We start from the raw sequence: 21,865 nt of genomic DNA, 5'->3' as shown, positions 1-21,865 counted from the left end.
TCATGGCAAAGCTTAAAGAGCTCTACGTTAAAGAACTCGCGCCCAAGCTGAAGGAAGAGCTGGGTGTCGACAATGTGATGGCAGTGCCGCGCATCACCAAAATCACCATCAACATGGGTGTTGGTGAGGCTATTGGTGACAAGAAGGTGCTCGAGCACGCTGTCGAGGACATGACTGCAATTAGCGGTCAGAAGCCCATTATCACCAAGGCGCGCAAGTCAATTGCGGGCTTCAAGATTCGTGATGGCTGGCCGATCGGCTGTAAGGTAACTCTGCGCGGTGAGCGTATGTATGAGTTCCTGGAGCGCCTGGTCGATATCGCGATTCCGCGTATCCGTGACTTCCGTGGCATCAGCCCGAAGCAGTTTGACGGCCGCGGTAACTTTTCTATGGGCGTGAATGAGCAGATCATCTTCCCGGAAATTGACTACGACAAGGTAGACAAGCTCCGCGGTCTGGATATTTGTATCACTACTACAGCAGCCAACGACGACCAAGGTCGTGCACTGCTGAAAGCATTTAACTTCCCGTTCAAGGGTTAAGAGGATTCCATGGCGAAGAAATCCATGATTGCGCGCGAAGATAAGCGCGCTCGAACCGCAGCTAAGTACGCTGAAAAGCGTCAAGAGCTGAAGGCGATCATCGCCAGTACCACTGCTTCCGATGAGGAGAAGTGGGAGGCTCAACTCAAGCTGCAACAACTGCCGCGCGATGCAAGCCCGGTACGTCAGCAACGTCGCTGCCGTATTACTGGTCGCCCACACGCTGTTTACCGCAAGTTCGGCCTGTGCCGTAACAAACTGCGCGAAGCGGCCATGCGTGGTGATGTTCCCGGCCTGGTCAAGTCCAGCTGGTAAGAAGTCCAGCCGGTATTCGGCAGATTTGAGGAGTCTCATAAAATGAGTATGCAAGATCCGTTGGCAGATATGCTGACCCGCATCCGCAACGCCCTCGGGCGTGGCAAGGCTGAGGTCGCAATGCCTTCATCCAAACTGAAAATTAATGTGGCCAAAGTCCTGAAGGACGAGGGTTACATCAACGATTACGCCGTAAGCGAAGGCACCAAGCCGGAGCTGACCATTGACCTGAAATACTTCCAGGGCAAGCCGGTCATCGCCGAGCTGGACCGCATGTCCCGTCCGGGCCTGCGCGCCTACTTTGGCAAAAAAGCTCTGCCGTCCGTACGTGGTGGCCTGGGTATCGCGATCGTCTCCACCTCCAAGGGTGTTATGACTGATCGTGCTGCACGCCAGGCTGGTATCGGTGGCGAAGTGCTTTGCACCGTATTCTAAGCGGGGGTTGATATGTCTCGAGTAGCAAATGATCCGGTAAAAATCCCCGCAGGCGTTACTGTTGACCTGAAAGGCCAGGATATCGCTGTCAAAGGCAGCAATGGCAACCTGGACATGGTCATCCACGGTGATGTGGAAGTGGCTGAGGCTGATAGCCAGCTGACTTTCGTCGCCCGTAACGGTTCCAAGAAGGCCAAGGCGCTCGCGGGTACTACACGCGCACTGGTCAATAACATGGTGGTAGGTGTCAGCCAGGGCTTCGAGCGCAAGCTGCAGCTGAACGGTGTAGGTTACCGCGCCAAGGCGTCCGGTAAGACCGTAAACCTGACTCTGGGTTTCTCCCACCCCATTGATTATCAGCTGCCGGAGGGCGTTACCGCCGAAACTCCGTCCCAGACTGAAATCGTACTCAAGAGCAGCGACAAGCAGCTGCTGGGCCAAGTGGCTTCTGAGATCCGCGCATTCCGTCCGCCGGAGCCCTACAAAGGTAAGGGTGTCCGCTACGCCGACGAGCGTGTGTTCCGGAAAGAGGCCAAGAAGAAGTAGGTAGGGCATAGAAATGAACGTTAAGAAGCAATCTCGCTTGCGTCGTGCACGCCGTGCCCGCGCCAAGATCCGCGAGCTCGGCACTGTTCGCCTGACCGTGAACCGTACGCCGCGCCACATTTACGCACAGGTCCTGTCCGCCGATGGCGACAAGGTACTGGCTTCTGCCTCTACCCTGGACAAAGACCTGCGCTCAGGAAAAACCGGGAACGTCGATGCCGCTACTGCGGTTGGCACCCTGATCGCCGAGCGCGCCAAGGCCGCTGGTGTTGAGCAGGTCGCCTTCGATCGCAGCGGTTTCAAGTACCACGGCCGCGTAAAGGCTCTGGCTGACGCTGCCCGCGAAGCCGGTCTGAAATTCTAAGGGTTGAGTTATGGCTAGAGAGAAAGACAAAAGCAACGACGAAGGCCTGCAGGAAAAGCTGGTCCAGGTCAATCGTGTTGCCAAGACTGTTAAAGGTGGTCGTATTTTCGCCTTCACAGCACTGACTGTGGTTGGCGATGGTAACGGCCGTGTCGGCTTCGGCCGCGGCAAGGCCCGCGAAGTGCCGGTAGCGATCCAGAAGGCTATGGAAGCTGCGCGTCGCAACATGATTCAGGTTGAACTGAATGGCGACACCATCCAGTATGCCACCAACGGCCGCCACGGCGGTTCCAAGGTGTACATGCAGCCCGCCTCCCAGGGTACCGGTGTTATTGCCGGCGGTGCCATGCGCTCCGTCCTGGATATGGTTGGCGTGCACAACGTACTGGCCAAGTGCTACGGCTCCACCAATCCGGTGAACGTGGTACGCGCTACTTTCAACGCGCTGGCTCAGATGAGCAGCCCGGAAGATGTAGCGGCCAAGCGCGGCAAGTCTGTTGAAGAAATCCTGAACTGATCGCGGTTCGGACACCAAGGTTATTTAGTGGGTTAAGACCATGGCTAAGAAGACCATTAAAGTCACCCAGATCAAAAGCATCGCCAAGCGCCTGAAAAACCATCAGGCGTGCGTTGCGGGTCTGGGCCTGCGCCGCATCGGTCACACTGTGGAAGTGGAAGACACTCCCTCCGTGCGCGGCATGATCAACAAAGTTAACTACCTGGTTAAGGTAGAGGGGGAATAACATGCGTTTGAACGACCTGTCTCCCGCAGAAGGCCACAAGCACGACGCCAAGCGCGTCGGCCGTGGTATCGGTAGCGGCCTGGGTAAAACCGGTGGCCGCGGCCACAAGGGCCAGAAATCCCGTTCCGGCGGATCCGTGCGTCCGGGCTTCGAAGGCGGCCAGATGCCGCTGCAGAAGCGCCTGCCGAAGTACGGTTTCACCGCGTACAGCTCCCGCTTTGCAGCGGAAGTGCGCGTCGGTGAGCTGAACAAGGTGGATGCGGACGTAATTGATTTGGCAGCGCTGAAGAATGCCGATATTATCGGCAGCCACGTAAAACGCGCCAAAGTGTTCCTGTCCGGCGAGCTGACCAAGGCGGTGACCGTCAAAGGTCTGGCAGTCAGCAAGGGCGCTAAAGCGGCCATCGAAGCTGCTGGCGGTAAAGTAGAAGACTAATTGAGGCCCCAATGGCACGACCAGGATCCGGCGTAAATTCCCTGGGCAACAGCAAGGGATTGGGCGAGCTTTGGGCTCGCCTTCGTTTTCTGTTCCTCGCGATACTGGTGTATCGCTTAGGTACCCATATTCCGGTGCCCGGCATTGATCCGGAGAAGCTGGCGAACCTGTTTAACCAGAACCAGGGAACAATCCTGGGCCTGTTCAACATGTTCTCCGGTGGCGCACTGGAACGCATGAGTATTCTGGCGCTGGGCATCATGCCGTACATCTCCGCGTCCATCATCATGCAGTTGATGACCGCGGTGACACCCTCTCTGGAAGCTCTGAAGAAAGAGGGGGACGCCGGCAGGCGCAAGATCAACCAGTACACCCGTTACCTGACGGTGGTGCTGGCCCTGATCCAGGGTATCGGCATGACCTTTGGTCTCGCTGGCCAGAACCTGGCCTACTCAGCTGAGCCCGCGTTCGGTTTCTACTTCGTGGCCGTCGTGTCACTGGTAACCGGTGCGGTGTTCATGATGTGGCTGGGTGAGCAGATCACCGAGCGCGGTGTCGGCAACGGTATTTCCATGCTGATCTTCGCCGGTATTGTGGCAGGCCTGCCCAGTGCGGTCGGCCAGGCTTTCGAGCAGGCGCGCCAGGGCGAGTTGCATCTCCTGCTGCTGCTGTTACTGGGCTTTATCTCGGTGGCCGTAGTGTACTTCGTGGTGTTCATGGAGCGCGGCCAGCGTCGCATTACCATTAACCACGCGCGCCGCCAGGCCGGTCGCTACTCCGCAGCCCCGGCTGCGCAGTCGAGCCACCTGCCGCTGAAGGTCAATATGGCCGGTGTGATCCCGGTAATCTTTGCCAGCAGCATCCTGCTGTTCCCCGCCACTCTGGCGCAGTGGTTCGGTGAGGGTGGTGAAGGCTTCGGTGCCCAGATCCTGCAGTGGATGGCGCTGCAACTGGGGCCGGGTCAGCCGCTGAACATTATCCTGTTCGCACTGCTGATCGGCTTCTTCTGCTTCTTCTATACGGCGTTGATGTTCAACCCGAACGAAGTGGCAGACAACCTGAAGAAATCCGGTGCCTATGTGCCCGGCATCCGTCCCGGTGAGCAGACCGCGCGCTACATCGACAGCGTGCTGACCCGTCTGACCCTGGTGGGTGCGGTATACATCGCATTGGTCTCCCTGCTGCCGCAGTTTCTGGTGGTCGGGTTTAACGTACCCTTTTATCTGGGTGGTACTTCACTGCTGATCGTCGTGGTCGTGGTGATGGACTTCATGTCACAGGTGCAGTCACACCTGTTGTCCCACCAGTACGAGGGGCTGATGAAAAAGTCCAACCTGCAAGGCTACGGTCGTCGCTGATCGCGACACCAGGCAGCAGTTTGATTGAATTGAGGTAAGGTCATGAAAGTACGCGCTTCTGTTAAAAAGATCTGCCGTAACTGCAAAATCGTGCGTCGCAAGGGCGTTCTGCGGGTAATCTGCAGCACCGATCCGCGCCACAAGCAGCGCCAGGGCTAATCGAGACAAGTCCGGTGGCTGGGATTCCCCTCCCGGTCACCGGCGCCGGATTCGACCTCCTGGTCGGTTCCGGGCAGCAGGGACCCACGGGTCAGCTGCTGCCAACAGGGGGCGTTGACTGTCGTCCGTTTCTTCTCGGGAGACCCGGGGAGAGGCGGACTATTGCAATTTAGTGTCTGAGAAGCTATTCTTGCGCGCCTTTTTGGTGGCGCCGCCGGTTTTTTAGTCGCTGTCAGCGCCGAATCTAGAGTTGAGTCACGCTTTGAAGACAAAGCACGTGGCTCCCAATACGTGGAGTATGCCTCTATGGCACGTATTGCTGGTGTCAATGTACCAGACCACAAGCACGCCGTGATCTCCCTGACCCATATCTATGGGGTCGGTCGCACCACGGCTAAATCAATTTTGGCAGCGGTTGGTATCGCTGAATCCACCAAAATCCGCGAACTGTCTGAAGAGCAGATCGAGTCCATCCGTGGCGAAGTTGCAAAGCTTTCCGTGGAAGGCGACCTGCGTCGTGAAGTATCCATGAACATCAAACGTCTGATGGACCTGGGTTGCTTCCGCGGTTTGCGCCACCGTCGCAGCCTGCCGCTGCGTGGCCAGCGCACCAAGACCAACGCCCGTACCCGCAAGGGTCCGCGCAAGCCGATCCGCAAGTAAGCGGCTCTCGCGGTTTAACAATCCCCGCGGCGCTTTGCTGGCCGGGGAGTTGATACAGGATTTAGGATACAGGTATGGCTAAGCCAAAAACTACTGTTCGCAAAAAGGTCAAAAAGACCGTTGTCGACGGTGTTGCCCACGTCCACGCATCGTTCAACAACACGATCGTGACGATCACTGATCGCCAGGGTAATACCCTCAGCTGGGCCACTGCCGGTGGTTCCGGTTTCCGTGGCTCGCGCAAGAGCACGCCTTTTGCAGCCCAGGTGGCCGCTGAGCGCGCGGGTAATGCCGCTCAGGAATACGGCCTGAAAAACCTCGACGTCGAAGTTAAGGGCCCCGGCCCCGGTCGCGAATCTGCTGTTCGCGCCCTGAATAACTGCGGCTTCAAGATCACCAATATCACCGACGTGACGCCGATCCCGCATAATGGTTGTCGTCCGCCCAAAAAGCGTCGCGTGTAAGAGGGGGCTGACAAAATGGCACGTTATATTGGACCAAAATGTAAACTTTCCCGTCGGGAAGGTACCGATCTGCAGCTGAAGAGCGGCGTTCGCCCGCACGACTCCAAGTGTCGTGCAGAGGCCAAGCCGGGCCAGCACGGCGCCGGCCGCGGCCGCCTGTCTGACTACGGCGTACAGCTGCGTGAAAAGCAGAAGGTTCGCCGCATCTACGGCGTACTGGAAAAGCAGTTCCGCAACTACTATAAGGAAGCGGCGCGCCTGAAGGGTGCAACCGGTGAAAACCTGCTGCAGCTGCTCGAGAAGCGCCTGGACAATGTGGTTTACCGCATGGGCTTCGGTTCTACCCGTTCTGAAGCACGCCAGCTGGTAGCTCACAAGGCGATTCTGGTTAACGGCAGCACCGTGAATATCCCGTCTTACCAGGTACAGGCTGGTGACGTGGTTTCTATTCGCGAGAAAGCCAAGAAGCAGATGCGTATCCAGAATTCCGTTTCCCTCGCCGCCCAGCGTGGCGATGTCGAGTGGGTAGATGTCAACGCGACCAAACTGGAAGGCACTTTCAAGCGTGTTCCGGATCGTGTTGACCTGCCGGCAGAGATCAACGAAAACCTTATCGTGGAACTCTACTCCAAGTAAGGGATACAACTGTAAACAGGTATGGCTATGCAGACTGCTGTCAACGAGTTTTTGACACCGCGTCGTATTGACGTCACTGAGTACAACCAGAATCACGCCAAAGTGGTTCTGGAGCCCCTGGAGCGTGGTTTCGGCCACACTCTGGGTAACGCCCTGCGTCGCATCCTGCTGTCCTCCATGCCAGGCTGCGCCGTCACCGAAGTCGAGATCGACGGTGTCGAGCACGAGTACAGCGCCATTGAAGGTGTGCAGGAAGACGTAATTGAAATCCTGCTCAACCTGAAGGACGTTGCCGTGGTCATGCACGGCAAGGACCAGGCAGTGCTGAGCCTGAGCAAGAAGGGCCCGGGTGCCGTGACCGCTGGTGATATCCAGGTGGATCACGACATCGAGATCGTCAACCCGGAGCACGTGATCGCCAATATTACCGGTGACGTGGAACTCAGCCTCCGTCTGACGGTGGCGCGCGGTCGTGGCTACCAGCCCGCCGACGCCCGTCACGAGGACGAGGAGGAAACCCGTGCGATTGGCCGTCTGCAGCTGGACGCTTCCTACAGCCCGGTCCGCCGCGTTTCCTACGCAGTGGAATCCGCGCGTGTAGAGCAACGGACTGACCTGGACAAGCTGGTTCTGGACCTGGAGACCAACGGTACCCTGGATCCGGAGGAGGCTATCCGTCGCGCCGCCACAATCCTCCAGCAGCAGCTGGCAGTGTTTGTGGACCTGGAAGGCCCGGATGAGTCCCAGCCCAAGCAGGACGAGCCGGAAGTCGATCCGGTACTGCTGCGCCCGGTGGATGACCTGGAGCTGACCGTGCGTTCGGCTAACTGTCTGAAAGCAGAGAACATCTACTACATCGGTGACCTGATCCAGCGCACCGAAGTGGAACTGCTGAAGACTCCGAACCTGGGCAAGAAGTCCCTGACTGAAATCAAGGACGTCCTGGCTTCCCGTGGTCTGTCCCTGGGCATGCGCCTGGAGAACTGGCCGCCGGCCAGCCTCAAGGGTGACAGCAAGCTGAGCCCCCTGTAAGCATCTGGTAAGCGCGGCTCCGGTCGCGCCGTCGATAGATAGAACCCGAGCGGTGACACGACCCTGTGCGGCACCGCTCCAGAACGACCTGCTGAGAAAGCAACTGTCGTAAGGAATTGAGTTATGCGTCATCGCTATAGTGGCCGTAAATTCAGCCGTACCAGTTCCCATCGCAAGGCCATGTTCAAGAACATGACTGCGTCACTGGTAGAACATGAACTGATCAAAACCACACTGCCGAAAGCCAAGGAGCTGCGCCGGGTTGCCGAGCCGCTGATCACCCTGGCCAAGAAGGACAGTGTTGCCAACCGTCGCCTGGCATTTGCCCGTATCCGTGACAAGGATGCCGTCAAGAAGCTGTTCGACGAACTGGGCCCGCGTTACGACGCTCGCCCGGGTGGCTATATCCGTATCCTGAAGTGTGGCTTCCGCGCCGGCGACAAGGCCCCCATGGCCTACGTCGAGCTGGTTGACCGCCCGCAGGCGGACGACGACGCAGCTGAGGCCGCCGAGGCCTGAGTCGCAGTCGTCAACGAAAAAGCCGGTCCCTGACCGGCTTTTTTTTTGCCTGTTTGTCGTATAATTGGCCGGTCGGTGCCCAGTGCGCCTTCCATGACCCGGAGGTTTCCCCATGGACTTGCAGCAACTGCTGGACAACCTGAACCCGCAGATCGTCGGCAGCCTCAAGCGCGCCATCGAGCTGGGCAAATGGCCCAATGGGGTGGCCCTGACCAGTGAGCAGAAGATGCTGTGTGCAGAAGCCGTGCGAGCCTGGGAGCTGCGCAACCTGCCACGAGAGTCCCAGGTGGGCTATGTGGCGCCGAAGAAAACGCCCTGTGGCGACAAGGACGAGGCCCAGCCCCTGAACTGGCGCTGATCCGATGCCGGGGAAAGCTGCCGGCAGCTGATACTGCGACAGACTTTCCCCAGGAACAGTCCGGGTAGCCCAGCCGGGTTGTACCGCAATTTCCCCATCTCCCCCGATCACTTTCTTTCCTGTCCTTGTACCGGTGTCTCGGCGGTGTCGCACCGTGCTTTTCTTCTGTCGCCAGATTTAACGCGTGAATGCATGGGCGGTCTCGGTTCCCGCCCCGGCTGGCGTTATGCTGAGTGAGGTGGGTAGGTCGTGGATGCAGACAAGGACAGGCTCTATGGGGAAACATCAACAAAGGTGGCTCTGGGCCCTGCCGGCGTTGGCGGTTGCGCTCTGGTGGGCGGGTAGTCAGTTGTATTCGGGAACGGGCGGGTCCGGTACCGTTGTAGAGGGGCCCGGCGGTATTCCCTCTGCACCTGCCGCAGTGGCCCGAGACAGGGATAGGATATTGGCAGGCGAGGGTGAGCCGACGCGGGACCAGTTGCTTTCACATCCCCGGGTAGAGGCTTACCTGGAGCGTGAGGAGGACAAGCGGGCGCTGAAGGCGTATTTCGCGGGCTCTGCGACTGCACCGGGTGATGAGGAGGCATGGGCGCTGATCGAGCGGATCGAGTCAGAGGGCCGGGTAATTGCTTTCGAGGCGTTGACCCTCAAGCTCGCCTGGCTGGAGCGCAACAGTACCGGTAAGGAGGAATTCGATCAGGCGGCCGCCGGGTTGATGGCCCAGTACCGCCAGCGCGCAGAAGCCCGTGAGGAATACGATCCCTACCGGGATGAGCCGGGGTTTGCCCGCTACAAGGCGATGGAAGCGCAGATCCTGCAGCGGGTCCAGGAAATGGATGTGTTCCCGGATGGGCTTACACGGCAGCAGTACCTGCGCCGGGAGTTACAGCAGGCGCGGGAAAAGGCCTACGGGAATTGAGGCGAAACCAGCGTCGATAGCCAGGGCTGCGAAACCGATCAATTCGTACCTGGTAAATCCGGCCGCCATGAACCTGCATTGAAAAAGGGCCGCCCCGGGGGACGGCCCTTTTTATGCCAACCAGGAAGAGTGGTGCCGGTCAGAGCAATCCACCCACCAGATCGTAGAACCAGTTGTTGTTATTTTCGAAGTCCGAGGTCTCGTCGGTTTCATACGCACGGATATAACTGCCGCCCTGGTAGTTGACGATATTGTTGAGGAAGTCACGGGTATCCAGTCCCAGCTCGGCGATTTCCCCATACTGTAGGTCGAGCACGGTGGTGCAGTGGCTTTCATTGAAGTTGCGGAAGCGGGGGAAGTAATAGCCCCAGTTACCGGTCTGGTCGAGCAACGGGATCAGGTTGTCGAAGGTGTCCTGCTGCCACCTGGCACGGAGCTTCGCCAGTTTGGATTGTGCATCTGGGTCATTGCCAATCTCACCGAAGAAACGCTCATAGGAGTAGGATGAAAAATTACCGTCCGCCAGGAAGTGGGTAATACCCAGTCGATCGCCGGGAAACTTATTTGAGAGGCCGCCGTAGAGGGTTGCCAGGGCATTGGGATCGAACCCGGGCGTAATCTGTGTGAGCAGGTTGATCGGGTTTTCGGCGGTCGCATCGCCATCATCCGAATAGGTCGTCCAGGAATCCAGCACTTCCCGATGCAGGGGCAGTGACGGATAGCTCTCGGGATCATTGCTGTCCCGCGGGGCATTGAATAGCGGTCCGGAATCATCCAGCAGGTAGCCGTAATCCACACTCATATCCGCGCGCAATTTCGAGTAATTCAGCAGTGCACCGATACTGCCCGCGCTGCAGCCGGCGGCGAGCATCTGCCGGGGTTTCTGCAGGTTGTTCTTGACCCAGGAAGTGACCGCCTGCACGTTGCGCAAGCCGTTGTGATGCCAGACCAGGTCGGGGTTCTGGCCGCTGGGATCCGCATACACCTGGGTCTTGTCCCCAACATAAATATCCCCGGTGCAGTAAGGCACGTAGACAATATTCCACTCGCCGGTCTTGAACTGGTCATAGGGATGATGGGTATAGATCAGGGGCGAGGCGGCTGCGGTGCCCAGGTTGGATGAGTTTTCGAAGTCCAGCAGGTTGATGTTCTGGACGTAGTCATCCGGTATGCCATTGGGATTGCGCGCGCCGCGGATACCCGCCTGGCCCGAGCAGCTCTCGTAATCCCAGCAGGCGCCGCCGCCCTCAAAATAAAAAATGGTATTGCTGGTGTCCGGCACCCGGTACACGAAAAACTTGTAGGGCGAGCCATTGCCGCACATGGCCCCGGTGCTTGCGGGCACGTCGACTTTCTGCCAGTTGTCGTAATCGGCCGGGTCAAACCCATCGTCGAAGCCATCGACTTCCCGGGACAGTGGGTACATTCCCTGTGTCTGTTCCTGCGTTACCGGACCATTGGCCTGGCGCGGCACTATGAGGTTGCCGAGGGTGGCCCAGAAGCCGTAATCCCCGGGTTCTGCGCTCACCTGGGCGCTGAGCGTGAGGCTGATGGCGGCACAGGCGAGCGCCGCACTGCGGAGAACTTTTATCATTTTTATCCCCTGATTGATCAGTGATTATCAGTCGTTTGCTCTCTGGCTGCGCCAGTTGGTACGGGGCCGTACTGCGGGGACAAAAATGCCTGGGAAATGTCCGTCTCGACCGGAGTAAAACGGGCGCTGAGCCGGTTCGCTACTTCGGTAAAACGCCCTGAGCCTAGTGCCTTGTCGGCCCAGGGTCGAGAATATTTGCAGGCAGAACTATCGGGTCACCATAGACGTACCAGTCTCCCCGGCAAGCTGAAAACTGCTTCACAAATTCAGGTGGAAAAGAAAGACAGCAAGACAGTGCCGGGGTTTGATTGCCACCAGTTCCGGCAGGCTTTACCCGGCGTCACGGGTGGGGGACACTGGCAGCAATAACAATAATCCTGGTGAGTCTATGGTCCGGTTAAAACGCCTGCTCTGGTTGGTGGCGATGGCAGCTCCCGCGGCACTTCTGGTGGCTTTCCTGAGCCTGCCCCCGGGGATCGAAACCCAGCTGGAACGGCATGGCTTTACTGCCGCTGCAGGGCGTTATGATGTGGAGATACTGCGGGACCAGTGGGGAGTGCCGCATATCTACGGCAGCACCGACCCGGATGTGGCCTTCGGGCTCGCTTATGCCCATGCCGAGGATGACTTCGCCACCATCCAGGATGTGATCCTCGCCACGCGCGGCACTCTGGCGGCGGAGAAAGGCATGGCCGCCGCCAGGACCGATTACCTGGCCCAGTGGATGGGTATCTGGCCGGCCATCGAGCGCGGTTACGCCACCTTGCCGGCGCAGACACGTGCGGTGGCCGAGGCCTATGCCGCAGGCCTCAACCTCTATGCCGCCCGGAACCCGGAGCGGGTTTCCCGTTATCTGTTGCCGGTGACCGGGCAGGACCTGGTGGCCGGCTTTACCTTCAAGACCCCCATGTTCTACGGCTTCGACGAGACGCTGGGCATGCTGCTGGACCCCGATGCACCCCACGAGGTTGCGCGCACCGGAGAGGCCTCCCTGACCTGGCAGCCACAGCAGCGCCTGCCTGTCGGCAGCCAGGGCATTGCCGTGGCACCACACCGCTCTGCCGATGGTGCCACCCGGCTGCTGGTGAACTCCCACCAGCCCCTGACCGGTCCGGTGGCCTGGTACGAGGCCCGGCTGCATTCAGGCGAGGGCTGGAATATGGCCGGCGCGACTTTTCCCGGGGCCCCGGTGATTATTCACGGGCACAATGCAAATATCGGCTGGTCCAACACCGTCAACAAGCCGGACCTGGTGGATATCTATCGCCTCACCATCAACCCCGATAACCCCGCGGAGTACCGGCTGGATGGTGAGTGGCGCAAATACAGGGAACGCACGGCGAAGATCACCGTCAGGCTCTGGGGGCCTTTCCACTGGACGGTGCAGCGGCCGATAAAAATTGCCGAGCACGGCCCGGTGCTGGAAACGGAACACGGAGTTTACGCGGTGCGCTGGGCCGGCATGGGAGAAATCCGCACACTGGATTTTATGCTGGCCCTGAACCGGGCTAAGGACCGGGAGGAGTTCGAGGCTGCCCTGCAGATGCAGGCCATGCCCAGCATCAATTACATCTATGCCGACAAGGCGGGCAACATCGCCCACTACTACAACGCCATGTTTCCCGAGCGCATCGGGGGCTGGGACTGGCAGAAAATCCTGCCCGGCGATCGCTCCGAACTTATCTGGCAGCGGTACCGGGATTTCAGCGCGGTGCCCAGGACGGTTAATCCCGTCTCCGGCCTGGTCTACAACGCCAACAATGCCCCGTTCCAGGCCACCGACGGCGACGACGATGCCTGGGCCGAGGACTATCCGGACAGCATGGGCATCGAAACCCGGGTCACCAACCGGGCCCTGCAGATCGAGGCCCTTTACGGTGCCGAGCAGAAAATCTCCGCGGAAGAATTCGAGCGGCTCAAATTCGACCACCGCTACCACCCGGACTCCTACCAGGTGAAAGCGTTGCGTCGCTGGCTGGCCAGTGAAAAACCCGCAGATTTATTGCGTGAGCCCTATCACTCGGCGCTGGCTGCGCTGGCCCGGTGGGACCTTTCCACGTCCCGCGACAACCGGCAGGCGGCCCTGGCCGTGCTGACGCTGCAGCCGGTGCAGGACGCCGGGAACGAAGCGGTTTCCGATACTGTGATCGGGCTGGCATTCCGCCGGGCGGTGGATCAGCTGGTCGAGCATCATGGCAATGTCGAGGTGCCCTATGGCGCGGTCAATCGCCATGTCCGCGGTGGGCAGGGCTGGCCGTTGAACGGCGGGCCGGACACATTGCGCGCGGTCTACGGTGGGCCACTGAATGGCGCGGGTGAGCTGGAGAATCGCGCCGGCGACGGGTACATCATGGTGGTCGCCTGGGACGATGAGGGGCGGGTGCGCTCGCGCGCCGTGCATAACTTCGGTTCAGCCACCCTGGACCATACATCCCCGCACTACGCAGACCAGGCGCCGCTGTTTGCCGCGGAGAAGCTGCGACCGGTGCACTTCGAGCGGGCGGCACTGGAATCCCATGTCACACGTCGGTATCGCCCGGGGCAAAAGTGATAAACAGGCAAGCCGCTTCCCCCGACTGGGCGGGAGCGCCCGCGGACGAGTTGCTGTCAGAGCAGCCCGAATGCCGACATCAGGCTGCGGCCGCCGAGCATTACCGTTACCAGCAATACCAGCAGCCCGGCCAGGTTCTGCCAGCGCGAGTTGCGGTACTCGCCCAGCCTGGGGGTATTCATCTCCCACAGCAGGAAGCCGGTAACGACCGGCAGCAACAGGCCGTTGGCGACCTGGGCAAACCAGATTACCTGCACCGGCTCCAGCTCCAGCGTGGCCACTCCCGCGCCGGTAACCAGTACCGCTATCCACAGGCTGCGAAAGCCCGCGGACCTGAGGTCGGGGCGCAGGCCCAGGACGCCGCCCAGGGCGTAGGCCGCTGCCAGCGGGGCGGTAACCGCTGAGGATATGCCCGCGGCGAACAGGCCGACTCCCATCATTGCGGTGGCCAGGTCGCCGAACAGCGGCCGCATTGAGGTGGCGATATCGGCCGCGCCCTGCAACGCCAGCTGGTGCCTGAAGAAGGCGGCCGCAGCGGTGGCGACGATGGCCATGGAGATCAGTCCACCGAGGGGAATGGAAAACAGGATGTCGCTGCGCGCGCTGGGAAGGTCGCGTGGATGCCGCCACCTGCGGCTGGCGCTGGCACTGTGCAGGAACAGGTTGTAGGGCACCACCGTGGTCCCCACCAGGGCGATGACGGTCAGGGTTGCGCCCTCCGGTATCCGCGGTACCAGCAGTCCCTGGAACAGCGCGGGGATATCGGGCCGGCTGATCAGGAAGGTGGCAAGGAAGGCCAGGCTCATCAGGCCCACCAGGGCGACCAGGGTTTTTTCCACCAGTCGGTAGCTGCCGCTCCACAGCAGCGCAAACGCCACCAGGGCGATCAACACTGCCCAGGGGTTGAAGCCCCAGCGGGATGGGTCCCCATCACCGGTGAGGGCGCGAAGGCCCATACCGGCGCCGGCGATATTGCCGCCCTGGTAGGCGGCATTGCCCACCAGGATGGCGCTGGCCACCAGGGCGATGGCGGCGAAGCGCGGCAGCGGCCGGCGAAAGGATTCACGGATATTCTCCCCCAGGCCACGGCCGGTCACCACGCCCAGGCGTGCCGCCATCTCCTGCAGCACGATGCTGGCCAGTACCGCGAACAGCAATGCCCAGAGCAGGGCGTAGCCATAGTTGGCGCCGGCGAGGCTGGCGGTGACCACGGTGCCGGGGCCGATGAAAGCGGCCGCTACCATGGTAGCGGGGCCGATACTCAGGTGCCTGGTGATTTTCATTATTTTTATGTTCTGTTTATGTTCTGTATTTATCTGGCGTAGAGGTGCAGTCCCGTTTCCTCCGGGGTCAAATCGAATTCCCGCTCGAACCGCATGCCCAGTTTTTGCAGCACCCGGGCAGAGCCAGTATTTGCCGGCTGCACCAGCCCCACAATCCGTCGCAGGCCCATTTCCCCGCGACCGCAGGCCATCACAGCCTGCGCCGATTCGGTAGCCAGCCCCCGTCCCCAGTACGCGGGTAGGAAGCGGTAGCCTATATCCACCTCTTCGATTTCCGGTACAAACTTCAGGCCGCAGAAGCCGATCAGGTTGCCCGTGCTTTTCTCGATACAGGCCAGCCGGCCGAAGCCCCGCTCGCGGTAATCGCGCAATGGCTTGTCTTCCAGGGCCCGGGTGGCCTCGGCCAGAGAGCTGAACGGGGCCTGGCCGGTGTAGCGGACCACCTCGGGGTCTGCGCTGAGGGCATAGAAACCGGGTGCATCGTCCAGCGTGAACTTTCGCAGTCGCAGTCGCGCCGTTTCTATCACCGTCAACAGCCCCGTTATTGCAGCATCGGCTTCAGGAAGCGACCGGTGTGGGATACCTCCATCTCCGCCACTTCCTCCGGGCTGCCGGTGGCGATGATCTCGCCGCCGCCGGAGCCGCCCTCCGGGCCCAGGTCGACAATCCAGTCGGCGGTCTTGATGACATCCAGGTTGTGCTCGATCACTACCACGGTATTGCCGTGGTCCCGCAGCCGGTGCAGGACGTCCAGCAGCAACTGGATATCGGCAAAGTGCAGGCCGGTGGTGGGCTCGTCGAGGATATACAGGGTCTGGCCGGTGTCCCGCTTGGACAGCTCGCGGGACAGCTTGACCCGCTGTGCCTCGCCGCCGGAAAGCGTGGTGGCCGCCTGGCCCAGCTTGATATAGGACAGGCCCACATCCATCAGTGTCTGCAATTTCTTGGCAATAGCCGGCACCGGGTCGAAGAACTCCCGGGCCTCCTCCACGGTCATCTCGAGGACTTCATTGATGTTCTTGCCCTTGTAGTGCACCTCGAGGGTCTCGCGGTTATAGCGCTTGCCCTTGCAGGTGTCGCAGGGCACATAGATATCGGGCAGGAAGTGCATCTCCACCTTGATCACCCCATCCCCCTGGCAGGCCTCACAGCGGCCGCCCTTGACGTTGAAGCTGAAGCGGCCGGGCTTGTAGCCGCGCGAGCGCGCCTCCTGGGTGCCGGCGAACAGCTCGCGGATCGGGGTGAAGATCCCGGTGTAGGTGGCGGGGTTCGAGCGCGGCGTGCGGCCGATCGGGCTCTGGTCGATATCCACGCACTTGTCGAAATGCTCCAGGCCGTGCACCGCGGCATGGGGCGCGGCCTTGAGGGTGGTGGCCTTGTTCAGCGCCGTCGCCGCCAGCGGGTAGAGGGTGGCATTGATCAGGGTGGACTTGCCGGAGCCGGATACCCCGGTGACACAGGTGAGCAGGCCCACCGGGATCTCCAGGTCGACCTCCTTGAGGTTGTTGCCGCTGGCGCCCTCGATACGCAGTTTGTATTCCGGGTCGGGCAGGTAGCGTTCCTCGGGGACGGCAATTTCCTTGGCACCGGACAGGTACTGGCCGGTAAGTGAGCGCTCACAGGCGGTAATAGCCTCGGCCGGTCCGGCGGCCACCACTTCGCCGCCGTGCACGCCGGCGCCGGGGCCGATATCGACGATGTAGTCCGCGCTGCGGATGGCGTCCTCATCGTGCTCCACCACGATCACCGTGTTGCCCAGGTCGCGCAGGTGGGTGAGGGTGGCCAGCAGGCGTTCGTTGTCGCGCTGGTGCAGGCCGATGGAGGGCTCGTCGAGGATATACATCACGCCGACAAGACCTGCCCCGATCTGGCTGGCCAGGCGGATACGCTGGGCCTCGCCGCCGGACAGGGTTTCGGCGCTGCGATTCAGGGTCAGGTAGTTGAGGCCCACATCCACCAGAAAGCGGAAGCGATCCCGCAGCTCCTTGAGGATCTTGTCGGCAATCTCTTTCTGTGCGCCCTGGAAGGTAAGCTGGTGGTCGAAGTAGTCAAAGGCATCGCCCACGGGCAGCTCGGTGAGTTGCGCCAGGGTACGGTTGTCCACGAACACGTTGCGCGCCTCGCGGCGCAGGCGGGTACCGCTGCACTCGGGGCAGTTCTGGGTGCTGAGGTATTTTGCCAGTTCGTCGCGCACCGACTGTGATTCGGTGTCGCGGTAGCGGCGCTGGAAGTTGGGGATGATGCCCTCGAAGGTGTGCCGGCGCACGGTGACATCGCCACGGTCATTGACGTAGCTGAAGTCGATCACCTCGTCGCCGCTGCCGTGGAGGATCACCTCGCGATGGGCCTTGCGGAGTTTGTTCCACGGCTTGTCCAGGTCGAAGCCGTAGTGCTCGGCCAGAGAATCGAGCATGTGATAGTAGTAGATATTGCGGCGGTCCCAGCCGCGGATCGCGCCCTCGGAGATGCTGCTCTCCGCATCCAGGATCACCTTGTCCTCGTCGAAGAACTGCTTGACACCCAGGCCATCACAGCTGGGGCAGGCGCCGGCCGGGTTATTGAACGAGAACAGCCGCGGTTCCAGCTCGTTCAGTGAGTAATCACACACCGGACAGGCGTGGCGGGCGGAAAACAGGCGGTCTTCCTGGTCGCCGTCCATAAAGCTGATGGATGCGATGCCCTCGGTCAGGGCGAGGGCGGTCTCGAAGGATTCGGCCAAACGCAGCTGCAGGTCGGGGCGCACCTTGAACCGGTCCACCACCACCTCGACGGTGTGCTTGCGACGCTTGTCGAGCTTGGGGGTGTCGTCCAGGTCGCAGACCACACCGTCGATCCGTGCGCGCACAAAACCGTCGCGGCGCAGCCGCTCGAAGACATGCAGGTGCTCACCCTTGCGGTCGCGCACCACCGGTGCCAGCAGCATCAGCTTGCTGCCCTCTGGCAGCGCCAGTACCTGGTCCACCATCTGGCTCACCGTCTGGGCCTGCAGGGGTTCTGCGTGGTCCGGGCAGCGCGGCTCGCCGACCCGTGCAAACAGCAGGCGCAGGTAATCGTAAATCTCGGTAATGGTGCCCACGGTGGAGCGCGGGTTGTGGGAGGTGGACTTCTGTTCAATGGAAATGGCCGGTGACAGGCCTTCCACGGTATCCACGTCCGGTTTTTCCATCATCGACAGGAACTGGCGTGCGTAGGTGGACAGCGATTCCACGTAGCGGCGCTGGCCCTCGGCATACAGGGTGTCGAAAGCCAGTGATGACTTGCCGGAACCGGACAGTCCGGTGATCACGATAAGTTTATCGCGGGGAATATCCAGGTCGATATTCTTCAGGTTGTGGGTGCGCGCACCCCGGACATAAATCGTATCCACGCAGCATCCTGTGGTTTGGTCGGAAAACAGGCAAGTATAATCTCTCCGGCACTTGTGCCAAAATCTGGCCTCAAATTAATCACCCTTACCTCCGGAACGGATATCCATGATTCCCGTGATTCTCTGCGGTGGCACTGGTTCGCGCCTGTGGCCACTCTCCCGTGAAGCCTACCCGAAACAGTTCCTGCCGCTGGCTGGCAGCGACACCATGTTGCAGGCTACCGCCATGCGCCTGGACGGTGTGGCCGGTGTGGCCGCACCAATCCTGGTCTGCAATGAGGAGCACCGCTTCGCCGCCGCCGAGCAGCTGCAGGAAGTCGGTCGCTCGGCGCAGTCGATTCTGCTGGAGCCCTGCGCGCGCAACACCGCGCCGGCCATTGCTCTGGCGGCGCTGGCGGCACTCGAGGATGCCGGGGAGGGCGAGGACCCGCTGTTGCTGGTGCTGCCGGCCGATCACGCAGTGGCGGATATCCCCGCCTTCGAGCGCGCGGCCGCCGGAGCGCGGGAACTGGCGGAGCGCGGTCACCTGGTCACTTTCGGCATCGTGCCCACCTGTGCCGAGACCGGTTACGGTTACATCCGTCGCGGCGAGGAGCTGGGGGAGGGCGCCTGGAAGGTGGCCGAGTTTGTCGAGAAACCGGATGCCGCGACCGCAGAGCGCTACCTGGACAGCGGCGACTACAGCTGGAACAGCGGCATGTTCCTGTTCCGCGCCTCACGCTACCTGGAGGAGCTGCGCGAATACCGGCCGGGTATCCTCGAGGCCTGCCGCGCGGCTTTCGCCGGTGCGGCGCGGGACCTGGATTTCACCCGGGTCGACGCGGCAGCTTTCGCCGCCTGCGAGAGCGAGTCGGTGGATTATGCAGTGATGGAACGTACCGAGTCTGCGGCAGTGGTGCCCATGGACGCCGGCTGGAGTGATGTGGGCTCCTGGTCTGCACTGTGGGAGCTGGCCGAGAAGGACGGTGACGATAACCTGCTGCACGGGGACGTACTGGCAGAGGACTCCAGTGGCTGCCTGGTGCGGGCGGACAACCGCCTGGTGGGCCTGCTGGGGGTGCGCGACCTGGTGGTGGTGGACACCGATGATGCGGTGTTGATCGCGGACAAGGGCCGGGTGCAGGAAGTCAAGAAGCTGGTGCGGCGGCTCGAGCAGTCCGGCCGTGGCGAGGCCCGCGCGCACCGCAAGGTCTACCGGCCCTGGGGTTACTACGACTCCATCGACGCCGGTCCCCGGTTCCAGGTCAAGCGCATCGTGGTCAAGCCGGGGCGGCAGCTGTCCCTGCAGATGCACCACCACCGTGCGGAGCACTGGATCGTGGTACGCGGCACCGCCCGTGTCACCCGTGGGGAGGAAGAGCTGCTGGTCACAGAAAATGAATCCACCTATATCCCCCTGGGCGTGACCCACCGGCTGGAAAACCCGGGTTCCATCCCGCTGGAGCTTATCGAGGTGCAGTCCGGCAGCTACCTGGGGGAAGACGATATCGTCCGCCTCGAAGACAAATACGGGCGTAGCTGACAACACGGCAGGCTCGACGGCACGGTTCCGGTTCCCAACCGGGGCCGCGCCGCTGTTACAATGCGCGCCCATTGAAGCTGTGCGCCCGGACCCCCGGATGAATCCCTCTGCCCATGAATGCCACTGAACGACGCGCCCTGATGGGGCTCGCCTCGCTTTACATATTCCGCATGCTCGGCCTGTTTATGGTGCTGCCGGTGCTGTCCGTGTACGGTGCCGACTACAGCCACAGCACGCCGTTCCTGCTGGGCATCGCCCTGGGGGCCTACGGGCTCAGCCAGGCCCTGCTGCAGGTACCGCTGGGCATCCTGTCGGATCGCTGGGGCCGCAAGCCGGTCATTTTCCTGGGGCTGGGGGTGTTTGCCCTGGGTAGCGTGGTGGCAGCCAATACCGACTCTGTTTACGGCCTGATCGCCGGCCGGGTGCTGCAGGGCTGCGGTGCCATTGCCGCCGCCACCATGGCGCTGATGGCAGACCTGACGCGGGACGAGAACCGCGGCAAGGCAATGGCGGCGATCGGCGCTGCGATTGGCATTTCCTTTATGCTCGCGGTCATGCTGGGCCCGGTACTGGCGGGGGCCGGCGGGCTGGCGGCGATTTTCTGGGTGACCGCCGTGCTGGCACTGCTGGGCATGCTGATGCTCTGGCGCCTGGTACCGACACCGGCAGCCGCCGCGCGGCCGGCGGTGAACCGTGCCGGCTTCCGGGAGCTGCTGGCCAGCGGCAATACCTGGCAGCTGGTCAGCGGGGTGTTCTTTTCCCATCTGCTGCTGACCGCCCTGTTTGTGCCGCTGCCACTGGTACTGGTGGAACAGCTGGGTGTGCCCGGCGCCGCGCACTGGAAAATATACGGGCCGCTGATGCTGGGCGCCTTCGTGGTGATGCTGCCCCTGATGCGCCTGGCGGAGCGCCGGGGCTGTGTCTCCCGGGCAATGGCGCTGGCCCTGCTGGGACTTGGGGGCGGCAGCGCCGCCCTGGTACTGCCGGTTGGCCCGGCGGGATTGCTGGCCCTGCTGGCGGTGTTCTTCATTGCCTTCAACCTGCTGGAGGCACTGTTGCCGGCCCAGCTGACCCGCACCGCCCCGGCCGAGTCCCGCGGCGCGGCCAGCGGCCTGTACGCGACTTTCCAGTTCCTGGGCGCATTTGCCGGCGGCAGCCTGGGCGGATACCTGTTCGGAGCCGGCGGGGCGCCCTCGGTTGCCGCGCTGGGTGGCGCGGTGCTGTTGGCCTGGGGGCTGCTGTGGTGGTTCCTGGAAGGGCGCCGGCAGCTGGCGCCCGGCTGAGCTGGGCACCCCGGCAGCGACTGTTGTATGCTGCTGGATAAAAATACACTGGTTGCAGGGGGCAACCTGCCGCTGGTGCCACGTTGGCGCCGGCGGGTGATAGGGACAGCCTGAGACTATTCAGACCATTTGATAATTGCCGCCCGGGGCGTACCGCGGGCGAAAGAGGAGAGGGCCATGGCCAAGGGTATTAACAAAGTCATCCTGATCGGCAATCTGGGCGCAGACCCGGAGACCCGCTATATGCCGAGCGGCGGTGCGGTAACCAACGTCAACCTGGCGACTTCCGAGACCTGGAAGGACAAGCAGACCGGCCAGCAGCAGGAGCGCACCGAGTGGCACCGTGTGGTGTTCTTCAATCGCCTGGCGGAGATCGCCGGCGAGTACCTGCGCAAGGGCAGCAAGGTCTACATTGAGGGCTCACTGCGCACGCGCAAGTGGCAGGACAAGAACAGCGGCCAGGACCGCTACACCACCGAGATCGTTGCCAGCGAAATGCAGATGCTCGACAGCCGCGGCGGTGACCAGGGCGGCTACGGCCAGGGTATGGGTGGCCAGGGCATGGGTAACCAGGGCGGTTACGGCCAGCAGAACCAGGGTGGTTTCCAGCAGGGCGGCGACCCCTATGCACAGGGTAACCAGGGACGCTCTGCTCCCTCGCCCATGGCACCCTCGAACCAGCCGCCTTCCAATCAGCCGTCCCAGCAGCCGAACCAGGCGCCGGCCGGTGGTTTCGACAACAGCTTCGATGACGATATTCCCTTCTGATTCGCGGG

Annotated in this window: 25 protein-coding genes; 21 read left to right on the top strand and 4 right to left on the bottom strand. The window is 61.6% G+C overall.

Annotated elements, in window-relative coordinates; genetic code table 11:
* Positions 1-2 precede the first annotated feature (2 nt).
* The 17 genes from rplE to LVD10_RS16990 all read left to right on the top strand — a co-directional run bounded on the left by rplE (position 3) and on the right by LVD10_RS16990 (position 9,489).
* Positions 3-542, top strand: a complete 540-nt coding sequence (rplE, locus tag LVD10_RS17070; protein ID WP_232940900.1) for a 50S ribosomal protein L5 — start codon at positions 3-5, stop codon at positions 540-542.
* Positions 543-551: 9 nt separating this feature from the next.
* Positions 552-857 carry a 30S ribosomal protein S14 gene (rpsN, locus tag LVD10_RS17065; RefSeq protein ID WP_232940901.1) on the top strand — a complete coding sequence of 102 codons (306 nt, stop codon included), beginning with the start codon at positions 552-554 and terminating at the stop codon, positions 855-857.
* A gap of 42 nt (positions 858-899) precedes the next feature.
* Complete coding sequence (rpsH, locus tag LVD10_RS17060; protein ID WP_232940902.1) at positions 900-1,292, top strand: 30S ribosomal protein S8; 393 nt, start codon at positions 900-902, stop codon at positions 1,290-1,292.
* A 12-nt stretch (positions 1,293-1,304) separates the two neighbouring features.
* Positions 1,305-1,838 carry a 50S ribosomal protein L6 gene (rplF, locus tag LVD10_RS17055; RefSeq protein ID WP_232940903.1) on the top strand — a complete coding sequence of 178 codons (534 nt, stop codon included), beginning with the start codon at positions 1,305-1,307 and terminating at the stop codon, positions 1,836-1,838.
* A gap of 13 nt (positions 1,839-1,851) precedes the next feature.
* Positions 1,852-2,202, top strand: a complete 351-nt coding sequence (rplR, locus tag LVD10_RS17050; protein ID WP_232940904.1) for a 50S ribosomal protein L18 — start codon at positions 1,852-1,854, stop codon at positions 2,200-2,202.
* 10 nt (positions 2,203-2,212) lie between these two features.
* Positions 2,213-2,719, top strand: a complete 507-nt coding sequence (rpsE, locus tag LVD10_RS17045; protein WP_232940905.1) for a 30S ribosomal protein S5 — start codon at positions 2,213-2,215, stop codon at positions 2,717-2,719.
* Positions 2,720-2,759: 40 nt separating this feature from the next.
* The gene (rpmD, locus tag LVD10_RS17040) at positions 2,760-2,945 is read left to right on the top strand and encodes a 50S ribosomal protein L30 (RefSeq protein WP_232940906.1); all 186 of its coding nucleotides are present in this window, start codon (positions 2,760-2,762) and stop codon (positions 2,943-2,945) included.
* Position 2,946: 1 nt separating this feature from the next.
* A complete protein-coding gene (rplO, locus tag LVD10_RS17035; protein ID WP_232940907.1) occupies positions 2,947-3,381 on the top strand; it encodes a 50S ribosomal protein L15 in 435 nt (144 codons plus the stop codon).
* 11 nt (positions 3,382-3,392) lie between these two features.
* A complete protein-coding gene (gene secY, locus LVD10_RS17030) occupies positions 3,393-4,739 on the top strand; it encodes a preprotein translocase subunit SecY (RefSeq protein WP_232940908.1) in 1,347 nt (448 codons plus the stop codon).
* Between the two features lie 42 nt (positions 4,740-4,781).
* On the top strand, positions 4,782-4,898 hold the full coding sequence (rpmJ, locus tag LVD10_RS17025) for a 50S ribosomal protein L36 (protein ID WP_091516926.1): 117 nt from the start codon (positions 4,782-4,784) through the stop codon (positions 4,896-4,898).
* 306 nt (positions 4,899-5,204) lie between these two features.
* Positions 5,205-5,561: a 30S ribosomal protein S13 gene (gene rpsM / locus LVD10_RS17020; RefSeq protein ID WP_232940909.1), complete on the top strand. Its 357-nt coding sequence runs from the start codon at positions 5,205-5,207 to the stop codon at positions 5,559-5,561.
* Positions 5,562-5,635: 74 nt separating this feature from the next.
* A complete protein-coding gene (rpsK, locus tag LVD10_RS17015; protein WP_091516932.1) occupies positions 5,636-6,025 on the top strand; it encodes a 30S ribosomal protein S11 in 390 nt (129 codons plus the stop codon).
* A 15-nt stretch (positions 6,026-6,040) separates the two neighbouring features.
* Positions 6,041-6,661, top strand: coding sequence for a 30S ribosomal protein S4 (rpsD, locus tag LVD10_RS17010; RefSeq protein WP_232940910.1), 621 nt, complete (start codon positions 6,041-6,043; stop codon positions 6,659-6,661).
* A gap of 27 nt (positions 6,662-6,688) precedes the next feature.
* The gene (locus tag LVD10_RS17005) at positions 6,689-7,693 is read left to right on the top strand and encodes a DNA-directed RNA polymerase subunit alpha (protein WP_232940911.1); all 1,005 of its coding nucleotides are present in this window, start codon (positions 6,689-6,691) and stop codon (positions 7,691-7,693) included.
* 123 nt (positions 7,694-7,816) lie between these two features.
* Positions 7,817-8,212: a 50S ribosomal protein L17 gene (gene rplQ, locus LVD10_RS17000; RefSeq protein ID WP_232940912.1), complete on the top strand. Its 396-nt coding sequence runs from the start codon at positions 7,817-7,819 to the stop codon at positions 8,210-8,212.
* Positions 8,213-8,324: 112 nt separating this feature from the next.
* A complete protein-coding gene (locus LVD10_RS16995; RefSeq protein ID WP_232940913.1) occupies positions 8,325-8,570 on the top strand; it encodes a YeaC family protein in 246 nt (81 codons plus the stop codon).
* A 445-nt stretch (positions 8,571-9,015) separates the two neighbouring features.
* The gene (locus LVD10_RS16990; protein ID WP_232940914.1) at positions 9,016-9,489 is read left to right on the top strand and encodes a hypothetical protein; all 474 of its coding nucleotides are present in this window, start codon (positions 9,016-9,018) and stop codon (positions 9,487-9,489) included.
* A 139-nt stretch (positions 9,490-9,628) separates the two neighbouring features.
* Here the strand turns inward: LVD10_RS16990 and LVD10_RS16985 are convergent, their stop codons facing one another.
* On the bottom strand, positions 9,629-11,083 hold the full coding sequence (locus LVD10_RS16985; protein ID WP_237064403.1) for a pectin acetylesterase-family hydrolase: 1,455 nt from the start codon (positions 11,081-11,083) through the stop codon (positions 9,629-9,631).
* A 388-nt stretch (positions 11,084-11,471) separates the two neighbouring features.
* Here LVD10_RS16985 and LVD10_RS16980 point away from each other — a divergent pair, with 388 nt between their 5' ends.
* Positions 11,472-13,634 carry a penicillin acylase family protein gene (locus LVD10_RS16980; protein WP_237064401.1) on the top strand — a complete coding sequence of 721 codons (2,163 nt, stop codon included), beginning with the start codon at positions 11,472-11,474 and terminating at the stop codon, positions 13,632-13,634.
* Positions 13,635-13,690: 56 nt separating this feature from the next.
* On the opposite strand, the gene LVD10_RS16975 is transcribed toward LVD10_RS16980, so the two are convergent.
* From LVD10_RS16975 to uvrA, 3 genes are read right to left on the bottom strand one after another with little or no spacing between them, the layout of a single operon-like run.
* Positions 13,691-14,917: an Nramp family divalent metal transporter gene (locus LVD10_RS16975; protein ID WP_232940917.1), complete on the bottom strand. Its 1,227-nt coding sequence runs from the start codon at positions 14,915-14,917 to the stop codon at positions 13,691-13,693.
* 29 nt (positions 14,918-14,946) lie between these two features.
* Complete coding sequence (locus LVD10_RS16970; protein ID WP_233006721.1) at positions 14,947-15,444, bottom strand: GNAT family N-acetyltransferase; 498 nt, start codon at positions 15,442-15,444, stop codon at positions 14,947-14,949.
* 14 nt (positions 15,445-15,458) lie between these two features.
* Positions 15,459-18,284, bottom strand: a complete 2,826-nt coding sequence (gene uvrA / locus LVD10_RS16965; RefSeq protein ID WP_232940918.1) for an excinuclease ABC subunit UvrA — start codon at positions 18,282-18,284, stop codon at positions 15,459-15,461.
* A 106-nt stretch (positions 18,285-18,390) separates the two neighbouring features.
* On the opposite strand from uvrA, the gene LVD10_RS16960 reads away from it, so the two are divergent.
* The 3 genes from LVD10_RS16960 (at position 18,391) to ssb (ending at position 21,857) form a co-directional block, all read left to right on the top strand.
* On the top strand, positions 18,391-19,806 hold the full coding sequence (locus LVD10_RS16960; protein ID WP_232940919.1) for a mannose-1-phosphate guanylyltransferase/mannose-6-phosphate isomerase: 1,416 nt from the start codon (positions 18,391-18,393) through the stop codon (positions 19,804-19,806).
* Between the two features lie 113 nt (positions 19,807-19,919).
* A complete protein-coding gene (locus LVD10_RS16955; protein WP_232940920.1) occupies positions 19,920-21,089 on the top strand; it encodes an MFS transporter in 1,170 nt (389 codons plus the stop codon).
* 177 nt (positions 21,090-21,266) lie between these two features.
* Positions 21,267-21,857, top strand: a complete 591-nt coding sequence (ssb, locus tag LVD10_RS16950; protein ID WP_232940921.1) for a single-stranded DNA-binding protein — start codon at positions 21,267-21,269, stop codon at positions 21,855-21,857.
* Positions 21,858-21,865: the final 8 nt, after the last annotated feature.

Source organism: Microbulbifer zhoushanensis (assembly GCF_021729055.1).
In the GTDB taxonomy this organism is placed as follows: Bacteria; Pseudomonadota; Gammaproteobacteria; order Pseudomonadales; family Cellvibrionaceae; genus Microbulbifer; species Microbulbifer zhoushanensis.
The sequence above is the reverse complement of the archived record's forward strand: the minus strand, read 5'-3'. Positions and strand labels throughout refer to the sequence as shown.